This is a genomic window from Natronomonas sp. CBA1123 (assembly GCF_009741925.1).
Classification (GTDB): Archaea; Halobacteriota; Halobacteria; order Halobacteriales; family Haloarculaceae; genus Natronomonas.
The window spans coordinates 21946-34201 of the sequence record NZ_WPCC01000012.1 but is presented as its reverse complement, the minus strand read 5'-3'; the positions used below and the strand labels follow the sequence as shown (position 1 = coordinate 34201).

The 12256-nt window shown below is 66.4% G+C and carries 14 protein-coding genes and 1 pseudogene; 7 read left to right on the top strand and 8 right to left on the bottom strand.

The genetic code is table 11. The features are described from left to right. The first annotated feature begins 144 nt into the window (after positions 1 to 144). Positions 145 to 684, top strand: a complete 540-nt coding sequence (locus tag GJ631_RS07670; RefSeq protein ID WP_156708588.1) for a hypothetical protein — start codon at positions 145 to 147, stop codon at positions 682 to 684. A 38-nt stretch (positions 685 to 722) separates the two neighbouring features. Then, entirely contained in the window at positions 723 to 1145 is a 423-nt protein-coding gene (locus tag GJ631_RS07665; RefSeq protein WP_231753922.1) for a VOC family protein, read from the top strand. On the opposite strand, the gene GJ631_RS07660 is transcribed toward GJ631_RS07665, so the two are convergent. Then, the gene (locus GJ631_RS07660; RefSeq protein WP_156708587.1) at positions 1146 to 1583 is read right to left on the bottom strand and encodes a bifunctional nuclease family protein; all 438 of its coding nucleotides are present in this window, start codon (positions 1581 to 1583) and stop codon (positions 1146 to 1148) included. A 59-nt stretch (positions 1584 to 1642) separates the two neighbouring features. Here GJ631_RS07660 and GJ631_RS07655 point away from each other — a divergent pair, with 59 nt between their 5' ends. From GJ631_RS07655 to GJ631_RS07635, 5 genes are all read left to right on the top strand, one after another. Beyond that, positions 1643 to 1927: a hypothetical protein gene (locus tag GJ631_RS07655; protein ID WP_156708586.1), complete on the top strand. Its 285-nt coding sequence runs from the start codon at positions 1643 to 1645 to the stop codon at positions 1925 to 1927. 123 nt (positions 1928 to 2050) lie between these two features. Then, the gene (locus GJ631_RS07650; protein WP_156708585.1) at positions 2051 to 2296 is read left to right on the top strand and encodes a hypothetical protein; all 246 of its coding nucleotides are present in this window, start codon (positions 2051 to 2053) and stop codon (positions 2294 to 2296) included. Between the two features lie 56 nt (positions 2297 to 2352). Then, positions 2353 to 3141 carry an enoyl-CoA hydratase/isomerase family protein gene (locus GJ631_RS07645; RefSeq protein WP_156708584.1) on the top strand — a complete coding sequence of 263 codons (789 nt, stop codon included), beginning with the start codon at positions 2353 to 2355 and terminating at the stop codon, positions 3139 to 3141. Between the two features lie 72 nt (positions 3142 to 3213). Then, positions 3214 to 3684, top strand: a complete 471-nt coding sequence (locus GJ631_RS07640; RefSeq protein ID WP_156708583.1) for a hypothetical protein — start codon at positions 3214 to 3216, stop codon at positions 3682 to 3684. Between the two features lie 171 nt (positions 3685 to 3855). Then, the gene (locus tag GJ631_RS07635; protein WP_156708582.1) at positions 3856 to 4104 is read left to right on the top strand and encodes a hypothetical protein; all 249 of its coding nucleotides are present in this window, start codon (positions 3856 to 3858) and stop codon (positions 4102 to 4104) included. Here GJ631_RS07635 and GJ631_RS07630 read toward each other — a convergent pair. From GJ631_RS07630 to GJ631_RS07600, 7 genes and pseudogenes are all read right to left on the bottom strand, one after another. After that, complete coding sequence (locus GJ631_RS07630) at positions 4101 to 4562, bottom strand: pyridoxamine 5'-phosphate oxidase family protein (RefSeq protein WP_156708581.1); 462 nt, start codon at positions 4560 to 4562, stop codon at positions 4101 to 4103. The two genes, GJ631_RS07635 and GJ631_RS07630, sit on opposite strands and share 4 nt — an antisense overlap. A gap of 62 nt (positions 4563 to 4624) precedes the next feature. Beyond that, entirely contained in the window at positions 4625 to 5491 is an 867-nt protein-coding gene (locus GJ631_RS07625) for a DUF58 domain-containing protein (protein WP_370518588.1), read from the bottom strand. A 37-nt stretch (positions 5492 to 5528) separates the two neighbouring features. After that, the gene (locus tag GJ631_RS07620) at positions 5529 to 6470 is read right to left on the bottom strand and encodes a MoxR family ATPase (protein ID WP_156708580.1); all 942 of its coding nucleotides are present in this window, start codon (positions 6468 to 6470) and stop codon (positions 5529 to 5531) included. Then, the gene (locus GJ631_RS07615) at positions 6467 to 7393 is read right to left on the bottom strand and encodes a hypothetical protein (protein WP_156708579.1); all 927 of its coding nucleotides are present in this window, start codon (positions 7391 to 7393) and stop codon (positions 6467 to 6469) included. The genes GJ631_RS07620 and GJ631_RS07615 overlap by 4 nt, the downstream gene beginning before the upstream one ends. Then, positions 7393 to 8013 carry a chromosome partitioning protein gene (locus GJ631_RS07610; RefSeq protein ID WP_370518587.1) on the bottom strand — a complete coding sequence of 207 codons (621 nt, stop codon included), beginning with the start codon at positions 8011 to 8013 and terminating at the stop codon, positions 7393 to 7395. The genes GJ631_RS07615 and GJ631_RS07610 overlap by 1 nt, the downstream gene beginning before the upstream one ends. Beyond that, positions 8010 to 10377: pseudogene (locus tag GJ631_RS19465) on the bottom strand (VWA domain-containing protein). The gene GJ631_RS07610 and the pseudogene GJ631_RS19465 overlap by 4 nt, the downstream one beginning before the upstream one ends. After that, the gene (locus tag GJ631_RS07600; protein WP_156708578.1) at positions 10377 to 12170 is read right to left on the bottom strand and encodes a BatA and WFA domain-containing protein; all 1794 of its coding nucleotides are present in this window, start codon (positions 12168 to 12170) and stop codon (positions 10377 to 10379) included. The pseudogene GJ631_RS19465 and the gene GJ631_RS07600 overlap by 1 nt, the downstream one beginning before the upstream one ends. Positions 12171 to 12256: the final 86 nt, after the last annotated feature.

The following is a 12256-nucleotide window of genomic DNA, read 5'->3' as shown; positions in this document are numbered from 1 at the left end:
AAGCCGGTCTGGTACGTTTCACGAACGTCGACGGTATTCAACGACGGCGCGCCGACGACCGGCCGGCGGTCGAGGCGTGTCGCCCGGTGCGGACCACTCGGGCGCGGGCGGAGGATTCAACCCCGAAGACGCCCCACGACCGATATGGAGAAGACGCCGAAGGGCACCTCGGTCGGCGTCGACGACCCCTACGCCGTCGTCGAGCGCTGTGACTTCCTCACCGACGACGGCCGCTGTCGATACGCCGCCGAACACGGCCACAACGACCCCGAGTTCGCCCGCGAGCGTCACGAAGACGACCTTCGGTGTCCGGCGGCAGACCCGGACGGTGATTGGGGGTGGGGCGACTGCCCACATTTCCGGGCCCGCCAGCGCTCGCGGGAGTGTCTCCGGTGTGGGCTCGAAGAGCGCCGACTCGCCCACGACGACGAGCGGCCGTTACTGGAGGAACACCACCTCGAGTACCGTGAGGACGACCGCAAGGACGCTGCACACGAAATCACGGTGTTTCTCTGTCGGTGGTGTCACGCGAAGATTCACGACTCGTGGGCGCGCATCGACGACGACGCCTCGCCGGACCCCGAAGCCATCGCGGAAGCCGAGGGTCGACGCTCGAAGGAGCAGGCGGAGTTCGGCTTCGAATCCGCCGCCGAGCGCTACGGCGAGGAGCAGGACGGAGAGTAGCGCGTCGGGCTTATTTCCGGCTGTCCCGAACGTACGGTATGACCCATCTCGGTCACGTCCACCTGAAGGTCCGCGACGTCGAGCGAGCAGTCGGCTTCTACAGCGACTGTTTCGACCTCGCTGTCGAGGAACGTGTCGGCCGGTACGCCTTTCTCACGTTCGGCGAGCACCACCACGACCTCGCGCTACAGGGGGTCGGCGAGGACGCTCCCAACCCGTCCTCGGGCGTCGGACTATATCATACCGCCTTCGAACTCGACGACGGGACGGCGCTGCGGGCGCTCTACGAGTCCCTCCAAGAGCGCGGCATCGCGGTGTCCCCGGTCGACCACGGCATCTCCAAGGCGCTGTACTTCGAGGACCCCTCCGGAAACGGCGTCGAGGCCTACATCGACACGCGCGCCGACCACGAGGGCGCGTGGGAGGGCGTCAACGAGCGCTTCGACCCGACCGCCCTGTAATCACTCGACTTCGAACTCCTCCGGGGGCCGCCCCGCCTTATCGAGGACGTCCTCGGAGACGAAGACAGGGCAGTCGACGCGCAGCGCGATGGCGATGGCGTCGCTCGGGCGGGCGTCGAAGGTCACGTCGGTTCGTTCGCCGTTGACGTAGCGTTCGGCGTCGATCTTCGCGAGGAAGGTGTGTTCGGCGAGGCCGTCGATGCGGACGCGGTCGATGGCGCCGCCGAACTCCGTGAGCATCTCGACGAAGAGGTCGTGGGTGAGCGGTCGCTCGAACGGCCGGCCTTCGAGGGCGTGAGAGATGGATTTGGCCTGGTCGGCACTGATGAATATCGGTAGCGTCTCCCCGCGAGCGCGCAGGAGAACCACCGGTGCACCCTCCTCGCCGCCGTCGTCGACGCTGATGCCGAGGCCGTCGACGGTCGCCTCGTGTGTCATCGTATAACAGTCTCGTAAGCAGGACCAAAACTTTTCGCGTCCCAACGTGGAGGGGTGGTATGAGCGACCCCTACGTCGTCGCGCTGAAGCCCTCCGCACGCCGGGTGAGTTCGGCGGTGGGCCAGTGGGTCGCCGAGGAGGGCCGCTTTCGCACCTTCGACTCGAAGGCGCTGGCCCGCGAGTGGGCCCGCGAGGTGAGTCCCCAGGGGCGGACGCTGTGGGTACAGGACGCCCACCCTCGCGATTTGGGTCCCGCGGATGGTTACCTGCTGGCCCGCGCTAGCCACTTGCGGGGCAACGAGACGGAACTGCCGGGCGAACAGCGGGCGCTCTCGGAGTTGTGAAATAGCGCCAACCGTTCAGATCGTTTATTCCGACGAAAATCGGCTGTCTGGGGCCTGAACGGACTAAACGGCTCGAAACGGTCGTGACGGTACAAGTACCGACGGCAGGTACGAAAGCATGCAATGAGAGCCAAATCGATACTGCTTGCGGTGCTGGCGACGAGTGCGCTGCTCGCCGGTGCCGTGGGTGGCGTGGCTGCACAGCCCGACGACAACGCCAGCGACGCGGGCGAGCGTGGCCCGCCGAGCGACCTACCCGGACCGGTCCCCGACTTCGTCGGTGACATCCTCGGGTCGGTGAACGACTTCCTGAGCGGCGGTATCTCGGACCTCGGTGAGGCGGTGTCGGGTATCGCATCGGGCGAGTGACGCACTCCTTTAGCGTTCCCCCTCAGTTTTAACCCCGTTCCCGCGGTGTCGCGGGTATGGAATCCATCGGCACCGGATTGGCGACGCTCGACGTGGAGGGCCACCGCGCGGATATCCGTCTCGCGCGACCGGAGAAACGAAACGCGATGAACGAGGCTCTGATGGGTGATTTGACGAGTGCCTTCGAGCAGGCCAGCGCCCGCGAGGGCGTACGTGCCATCACGCTGCTCGGCGAGGGGCCGGTGTTCTGTGCGGGGATGGACCTCCACATGATGCGGGACCGCGTCGAGGAGGACTCGAACATCAACCGTGAGGTGTTCCCCGAACTGCTCGACGCCATCGAGACGGCGCGACAACCGGTCGTCGCGGGCATCAAACGGGCCGCCCCCGCCGGCGCCTTCGAGTTGACACTCCCCTGTGATTTCCGAATCCTCGGCTCTGACGCCACCTACGGCGTCATCGAGGTGAAACTGGGGACGTTCCCCCACGGCGGTGCGACCCAGCGCCTCCCTCGGCTCGTGGGACTCTCGAAGGCGAAGGAACTCGTCCTCACTGGCGAGTTCATCGACCCCGAGGAGGCGCTGGACTGTGGATTGGTCCACGAGGTGTGTGACGACGAATCCGTCGACGAACGCGCGAAAGCCTTCGCGGACGACCTCTGTGAGAACGCACCGTTGGGGCTTCGGAACGCCAAGGAGGCGCTCAACGCGGCCCTCGAAACCCCGCTGCAGCAGGGGCTGGAACTGGAGCGCGCGCTCGGCCGTGAACTCGACGACACCCGCGACTACCGCGAGGGGTTCGAAGCCCGAATCGAGGAACGGGAACCGGAGTTCCGCGGCGAGTGAGCGGTCGAATCGCCCAAATCGAGCAACATAACGGCCAGAAAACACTTACATCGGACACCGTTTCTAGCGGGTATGCGAATCGCACCGAAAGCGGTCGTACTCTCGGTCGTCCTGCTTTTCGGATTGGTCGCGGCACCCGCGGCGGTCGCCGCCCAATCCGCCGAGGGTGACGCCCAGTCGGTCGCTCAGGCGTACAACGACAACATCGGCGACGCACCCGATGTCATCGCGGACCGCTTCGCCGACGAGCGGGTCGCGATGACCGTCGAAGGAGACAACGGCACGGTGACCTACACCGCGGTCACCAACGAGAACGCCGAAGTCGTCTCCTTCGAAGAGGGCGAAGACGACCCGACGATTCGGGTCACGACCGACGAGGCGACTATCCGTGACATCGCCGAGGCCGAGGACACGGGCGCGGCTGCCGTCGACGCCTACGAGTCCGACGACGTGACCGTCGAGGGCGTCGGCATCACGAACACCGTCACTGTCGAGACGGCGAAACTCGGCTACGAGGTCGGGTCGGCGCTCGGCCTCCTGTAAAGGGATACGGCGGCAGGGCGGTGCCGGTGGGGGGTGGGTGGGGGGAGTCGACGGTGCCCGGCACCGTTCATTTATTGGTTCTACCCATTAATTACACTTTCCCTGTAAGAGATAATATCTGGTTGGTCGACAGAGCGAGGTGCTTTTCTCGGCGGAGACCTAACGGCGAATATGGACGACGAGGGGACCGACGGCGGCGGGTTCAAGAAGGGTCGGAAAGTCGCCGCACTCATCACCATCCCGTTCGTCGCGTTGGGGGTCGGTAATCTGGTGCTCCTCCTCCAGTGGGGACTGGACCCCCTGTGGGGATTTCTGCTCATGCCGCCGATTCTGTTCGTCTCCGTCATCGGCTGGATAGCCATTCGCGGCGGGTTCGCCGAGGACCGCACCGGCGAGAGTGACTACGGCGGCGGCGTCTAACGGACCGGAGCGGGCGCGTACGACTGGTCGCGGGCGACGACGGTTTTCGGTTCGATGCGCACCAACAGGGCTGTCTCCGTCGGGTCGGCGACGTACCCCGAAAACCGGGGGTCCCAATCCGTCGAATCCGGGCCGAGATAGCGGGCGAGCAGTCGCTCGGCCAACTCCCGGTCGAACGGTTCGACGGTTCCCTGCCCCCGCATCCCAACGTGCTGGACGAGGCCGCGTTCGGCGTCGAAGTCGACGACGCCGAGCGAACACGCGGGTGTCTCCTCGATGCGGGCCGGGAAGGTGTCGGTCGCGGCGTCGCCCAGAATCCACGCCGCGTCGTCCTCCCAGAGGTACCAGACGGGCGATTCGCGGGGGCCTTCGGGGGCTTGCGTCGCGAGGTGGCCGAACAGCGGTCGCGCGAGGAAGGCCCCGATGTCGACACCGAGGCTGTTCTCGATGATTTCCATATCGGAAGGCCGTGTGAACCGAGCATGAACGTGGCGATATTTGCCACGTGTGCGTCGGTGTGTCAGCCGAGCCAGACGCTCCCGAAGGAATCGAAGTAGTCCGCGCCGGTGTCGACGAGGACGTGGTCGGCGCCGAGTGCGGTCACGCGGTTCGAGACGCTGTCGACGTGTGCGTCGAGTCGGCTCCGGTAGGCGTCGGCGAGCGAGCCGCTGAAGTACGACCGCCGGGTCTCCTCGCCCTCCGGGTCGGCGAACAGTGCGTCCCCGACGACGCCGGGGTCGCGCTCTTCGGGGGCGACGACGCGAACGAGCAACACGTCGATGTCGTTGCGGACGAGCGAGGCGACGCCGGCTTCGATGGGTTCCGGGTCGGCGAGACAGTCGCTGAGGACGACGACGAGCGACCGCGACCGGATTCGCTCGGCGTACTCCAGGAGGGCGGCCTCGAAATCCACCTCGCCCGACGGGGTGATGCCGTTCAACTGCTCGATGAGCGCGAGCACCTCCCCTCGGTTCGACCGGCCGGTGTCGAGTCGGTCGGCCGACTCCCGAAACGTCGAGAACTGGAACTCGTTGTTCTCCTCGGCGGTGAGATACGCGAATCCCAACCCGAGTTTGGCGGCGTAGTCGAACTTGTGGGCGTCGCCGTCGCCGTAGTCCATCGACCCGCTGGCGTCGACGAGCAGGTGGACCGTGAGACTGCGCTCCTCTTCGAACTGTTTGATGAAGTACTCGTCAGTTCGAGCGTACAGTTTCCAGTCGATGAGTCGCGTGTCGTCGCCCGGCGAGTAGCGCCGGTAGTCGCTGAAGGTCAACCCCTCTCCGACCCGTGGGGACTGTTGGTCTCCCTGCCGGAGTTCGGTCGTCTGGCGGTTCAGCGCCGCCCGGAACCGACCGAGGCCGTCGAGAAACGACGGGTCGATGGTCACGGCCGGTCACCCCCAGCGGACGTGTTCTCGGACATCGTCACTCTATGAGCGATTCGATGACATCGTCGGCCGTCCGGCCCTCGCGCTCGGTGCGGAAATCGAGGATGATTCGGTGCCGGAGGACCGCCGGCGCCAGCGCCTCGATGTCCTCGCTTGCGACGTGTGTCCGGCCCTGGAGGAACGCCCGCGCCTTCGCGGTCAACACCAGCGCCATACTCGCCCGTGGGCTGGCGCCGAACTCGATTTCCTCGGCCTCACGGGTCCGACGGACCAACTGAATCGCCCGGTCCCGGAGGTCGTCGGCGATGGGCACCTCCCTGACGAGTTGCTGAATCTCCTGAATCTCCGCCCGCGTGAGCGCCTGGTCGACCGGCACCTGCGGGCGGTCGCCGGTGAACATGTCGACGATTTCCTGCTCCTCGTCGTACTCGGGGTAATCGAGCAACAGTTTCAGCATGAAGCGGTCGGTCTGGGCCTCCGGAAGCGGATAGGTCCCGGACTGGTCGATGGGGTTCTGCGTCGCGAGGACGAAGAACGGTTTCGGGAGTTGGTAGGTCTCCCCCGCCGCAGTCACCTGTTTCTCCTGCATCGCTTCGAGCAGTGCGGCTTGGGTCTTCGGCGTCGCGCGGTTGATTTCGTCGGCCAACACCACGTTGGCGAAGATTGGGCCCTTCTCGAAGACGAACTCCCGGCCCGTCTCCGTCTCGCGGATGATTTCCGTCCCCGTGATGTCGGAGGGCATCAAGTCGGGCGTGTTCTGCACCCGTGAGAACTGGAGGTCGGTCACCTCGGCAATGGTCCGCACCATCGTCGTCTTCCCGAGTCCGGGGTTCGATTCGAGCAAGGCGTTGCCGTCGGCGAGGATGCAGACGAGTAACCCCTCGAGCACCTCGTGTTGGCCGACGATTCGCTTGCCGATTTCCTCGCGGGCGGTCGCTAGCTTCTCCTGTAGTCGGTCGATGTCGTGGTCCGTACTCATGTGTTCTCCTCGTCGCGGATGCGGAGGTTGTACTCGCGGATGAGCTCCGCGTCCTCCAGTTGCTCCGGCTCGGCGTAGCCGGCCTGTTGTCCGTCGGCGCTGTTCGACCCGCCAGACCCGCGGTCGACGCTGTCGGACGGGAACTGCTGGGTGTCGTCTACGTCCTCACTGCCGCCGCTGGAGTCGATTTGGGCGTCCAACTCGTCGTCGCCCGCGTCGACGTCTTCGGGGTCGCCCAAGACGGCGTCGCCGTCCTTCAGCCCGGTGTAGGGGTTCGGGGTATCCTCGCCTGCGTCGGTGCCGTCGTCCGGGCCCACGCCTTCCCCTCCACCGAGGTCGACGGCGGCCAACTGGACGGTCGCGAGACTCAGCGCCACGACGACGATAACTGTAACGGCGATTCGTCGCACGTCGAGCAACGCGACGCTCGATGTGTCTCGCAGCCGTTCGAGGACGTCTTCGTACAACCGGGCGGCCATCCGCGAGTCGCTGTCGCGGGCGACCGTGTCGCGGGCGGTTCGCAGCGCCTCGGCGACCGATGGGTTCGCAGCCTCGAATCGCTCGACGAGCGGGCGGCGACTCCGAAGCCACAACTCCGCGCCGAAAACGACCACCGCGAGGGCCGTCGCGATGAGCGCCGACACCGGAACGTCGACCGTCCCGAGCGATTGGCCGACGAGGCCCCCGACGGCGTCGGTCACCGACGACGGGACGGTGACCGCGTCAGGTATCGCTGCTGGCTCGACGACGATTACGAGCAGATTCACCGCGAGGAAGACGAGCGTCGCGTCGACGGCCGCGTAGATGGTTGCGGCTTTCAGCCCCTCGCGGCGTATCTCGTTGAGTGCCGCGGCCATTCGCTCGCGGGGCCGGTCGTCGGCCACTTCTGCGCCGGTTTCCGTTTCGCTTTCTTCGTCCGTCATCAGTACCCCTCACAGACGGTTTCGTTGGCGTTTTTCTCCTTATTACAGAGTTCTTGAATGTCACTCTCGAGCTCTTGGTTTCTGGTTTCGAGGTCGTCGTTTCTGTCTTCTAGGTCTTGGATATCGTTTTCCAGATTTTGGACATCGTCCTCAAGCTCCTGGTTTCTGGTTTCTAGCTCGTCGTTTCTGTCTTCCAGGTCCGCGACGGTATCCCGAACGTCTTCCAACTCCGCTCGAACGTCGCCCAACTCGGTCCGCAACTCTACGACTTGGTCTTGGGACTCCCGGAGGGACTGTCTGGTCCGGGCGAGTTCGTCTTCGGTCGCGTTCAGTTGCTGTTGGGTCTCCTCGAGTTGGGTGGCCACTTGGTCGACGTCTTGATTCCGAGTGTTCAGTTGCGATTCGAGTTCGTCGACGCGTGCCTGTGTCTGTCGATACTCGGTTTCCGTCTCGTTCAGTTCGGTTCGGAGTTCTTCGTTATCCTCCTGGAGGTTCTCGTTTCGGTCCTGTAGCTCGCCGGTGGCGTTCTGGTACAGCACCGTCGCTCCGGCGGTGCCGGCCAGCGCCAACACGATGAGGAGGACCAATCCGAGGTTGATGCTACGGCCCAGCGAACTCACGGGAGACCACTCTCCAGTGAACTGCGGCCGCGATACACTTGAACACGTCGGGCGACGACCTCCGTGACGAAGACGAGCAGCGCCGCGAGCACCGCAAGCCAGTCCCACGTCTCCTCGACGGTCCGAACCCGGGTCGACTGCTGTTTGGCCTGAGCGGCGATTCGGCTCCCATCGTCGAGGTCGTACGTCCGTCCGCCGGTTGTTTCGACTGCGGCGGGGAGTTCGGGACTCCGACCGAAACTGCCGTACTCGACGGGGTAGTTGGCGGCGTACTCGGCGTCGAGCAGTTCGCCGAACCCCGGCTCTTGGGGCGTGAACTCGCCACGGTACTGCTCCTCGCTCACCTGCCGGAGGGTGACGCCCTCGGCGTCGGGTCGGGAATCCCCGCGGTAGGTGAACTCGGTCGGTCGGCCAACCCGGGCGTCGGCGACGGCCGTGACGCCGGTCCGCGTCCGCGCCGGGTCGCCGATGGCGTAGTTGACCGACTTCGTCACGACGAGGGAGTCGGGCGGTTCCAGCAGGCCGCCGAGCGTGCCGTCCTCGTCGTAGGCCGTGAGCGAGACGACGCGCCCGAGTCCGAACCGCCAGGAGGCGATTGCGGGCGTTCCGTCGGCGGTCGCGACCTGGTAATCGGCGCCGGGCTTGACCGCGACCGCGTTCGCGCGCTCGGGGTTCGCCGTCAATTTCACGCCCGAGGTGATGAACGTGTTCTGGGTGACGATGGTGAGGTTCTCGCCCTCGAACCGCCGTGAGGTGCCGCCGAACAGCAGTCGCAGGCGGTTCGTCTCGTCGGCCGCGAAGTACGACCCCCCGGAGGCCTCCGCGATGCGGCGCATCGTCTGCTCGTTGACCCGTTCACCTGCTCCCACGGAGATGACCCGCGTCCCCTCCCGGCCGAGTTGGGTTGCGACTGCGGTCGGGGGACCGAACTCCGTCTGGCCGTCGCTCAGGAGGATGATGGTCCCCTCGCGATTGCCGAGCAGTTCGTCCGCCCCCCCGAAGCCCGTTCGCGATGTCGGTTCCGCCGACGCTCTGCAGGCGGCGGATGCGGTCGGCGGTTCGCTCTCGGGAGGTACTCAGCGGTTGGAGGTCGGCGATGCGGTAGACGACGTGGCTGAACGCGACGACGCCGACGCGGTTGTCGTCGTTGAGTTGGTCGAGGACGTCCAGAGCGACCGCCTTCTGGATGGACTGGCCCTCGCGGGCGCTGCCGGAGATATCCACCAACAGGACGATGTCGGCGGTGCCGCCCGTGGCGTTCCCGACGCGGACCGGAAGCGTCGAGGCGATGGGTGATTGGTCGTAGCCGCCGTTCTCGTAGGCGTTCTCGCCGCCGACGACGGCGAGTCCGCCACCGTTGATGACGAACTCCTGGAGCGAACTGACGTTGCCGAGGCGGTTCGCCGGGGTGTCCTGGACGACGACCGCCGCGTAGTCGTCGAGGTCGTCCGGCACGGAGGAGGCGTTGGTCACGTCGTACAGCGAGTTCAGATACCCCTCTAAGGGGTAGCCGCCACCGGAGACGTACAGCACGTCCGGCTTCTCGACGACCCGAACGCTCCGATAGAAGACGTCGTTTTCGCCGTAGACGTCGTCGCCGGAGATGGTCGCCGTCACGCGATGGGAACCGATTTCCTCGAAGGTGTGCGAAACCGACAGCGACTCGCCCGGTGCGACCGTCCGCGTCTCGACGACTTCGCCGTCGATTCGCATCTCGACCTCCACGGGTGATTCGGCACCGACGCCGTCGACGGTGGCGGTGAACTCGGCGGGGATGCCGACGCTGGTCGTCGAGGGGCCGGTCATCGAAACCGCCCGCTCGGTGCGACGCGGCGGCAGTTCGACGGCGTTAATCGTCGCGTTCAACCGCCGGGCTTCCTCGGCGGCGACCGACAGCGGCCGCCCCTCGGTCACCTGCCCATCGGAGAGGACGACCACCGTACCGTTCTCCCTGAGGTTCGCCGCGATGCCGTCGCCGATGCGGGAGTCGGTCCCGCTTCCGACCGTCGCTCGCGTCACCGGGACGCCGGCCGCTTCGATGTCGGCGACGAGGTCGTCGGTCACGTTGCCGTACACCGCCATGCTGTCGGAGTCGTCGGTCAGCAGCGTCACGCTCGGTTCGCCGGGTGTCTCCTGTGTCTGGACGGTAAACGGCCCCATCGCCGCGCCGACGAGCAACACGACGACGAGGACGCGACTGGCAAAGAGGAGTCTGCGGCTCCGGGCCGAGGCCGACCGCGAATCCGGCGCCCGCCGGAAGACGAGATACGCCAACACGGCGACGGCTATCGGCAGCGCCACGAGCGGCCACAGCTGTTGGAGGCCGACCGTCAGCTCCTCGCCGATGGTGTAGGACACCGACATCAGAGGTCACCCCGCCGGTAGAGATAGCCGACTTCGAGCAACAGCACGGCGAGGGCGCCCAGCGCCACGAACTCGGTGAGCGGACGCGGAACGGTTCGCTGCTCTTCGCGCGTGAGCTCGCCGACGGGGCCAGAGCGGTCTTCGAGCGGTTCGACGGCGATGTCGGACTCGGCTTCGTCGAGCAGCGACGCGCTGACCTGTCGGCTGGCGGTGCCGTAGAAGCCAGCACGCTGCAGACTGACGGCCGGACCGGACACCTGACCGTCCGGCCCCGAGACGGTGTCGACCTGGAAGCGCGCCGTCTCGCCGGTCGCGTAGTTCAGCGCCGGCAGCGGCTCCCGGCCCGCGAGGTGAAAGGCGGCGCGCTTCCAGAACACCGGGTACTGGTAGTTGAACTTGAAGCTCGATGCGTCCTTAATGTAGCCGTAGTACAGCAGCCGCCCGGGACCGCGCTCGGCGGTGGCGACGAGCGGCGACCCGTCGCGGAGTTCGACCAGCGACTCACCCTCCCGGAGGTCGCCGGCGAGGTACTCCTCGGGCGGCTGGAAGTCGATACCGCGGGTCAACTCCGAGTCGGCAGTTCGCCGAACCGTCGTCCCCGCCTGCAGTCCCGAGGCCTCGACCAACTGGAGGTCGCCGTACCGTTCGGGCATCTCCCGCTGTGCCTGCACCGCGACGCCGCCGCCGTCGGCGAGAAGTTCCCGGCCGCTCTCGACGTTCCCCGGCAACAGCGACTCCCGGTTGACGTTACTGTAGACGATGACGTCGTAGCCGTCGTCGATGGTCGTCGGCGGACGGTCGACGGTCACGTCCACCGAGTCGACGACCGACAGCGCCGTCGTCAGGTACCGGTTCTCGTCGTTCGTCAGCACCAACACGTCGACGGTCGGGTCCTCGGGAGCGGCCAGCGAGACGCTGTCGTCGACCGCGAAGTCGTCGCCGGGGGACAACTCGGCGCGAGTCCGGCCGGCCGGGACGGGGAAGGTCACGGTTTCGGTGTCGCCGCCGCCGAGGCGGAGTTCCGCCCGGCGGTCTCCGAGCGTCACGGTCCTGCTGACTGCGTCGTCGCCGAAGTTCCGGACGGAGAGCGTCACCTCCGAGCCCGAAAACCGGCGGTTGACGAAGCCGACGTTGTCCTCGCCGCCCCGGTCGAACTGCCTGAGGTCGACCGAGATGTCACGAGCGCGGGCGGTCGTCACCGCATCGCCCCAGGAGTCGCCGGCGAAGTCGCTCACGACGACGATGCGGGCGTTCTCGCCGGCCAGCGACGACGCCTGCGAGATGGCGCCCCGGAGGTCACCCGGGGCGTCCGTCGGCGAGAGGTCCCCGAGGAGTCCACGGGCATCGCTCGGCGTCCCGCGCTGGATGCGGACGCGGCCGCCGCCCTCGGTCGTTATTACCGACGTGGCGCTCGTGGCCTCCTCACGAGCGGCGGCGACCGCACGGTCGAAGCGAGTCGACCCGCCGTCGGCCGTCTTCATGCTCGCGCTCGTGTCGACGACGAGTACTGTCTCCTCGACGGTTTCACGCTCGGAGACGGGTACGTACGGCGTCGCCAGCGCCGTCGCCAACAGTAGTATCGCAAGCAACTGTATCAGAAGCAGGACGCTTCGGGAGAGCCGTTCGAACAGCGGAGTGGTCGCCTGTTGGCGCTCCTCGGCGACCAGAAACCGGAACGTCGGCAACTCCACCCGTTCGGGGTCCGGGCGGATGAGGTACAACACCACGATGGGGATGGCGACGAGAAGGGCGGCTAATCCCAGTGGGGAAAGGAGGACATCGGAGAGGGCCATTGCCGAGTACACACCGCGCAGTCGTATTTTTCTTGTGTTGGTCGATGTCGAGGACGGAGTAATCACTGTCGGGCGGTGGGAAACGA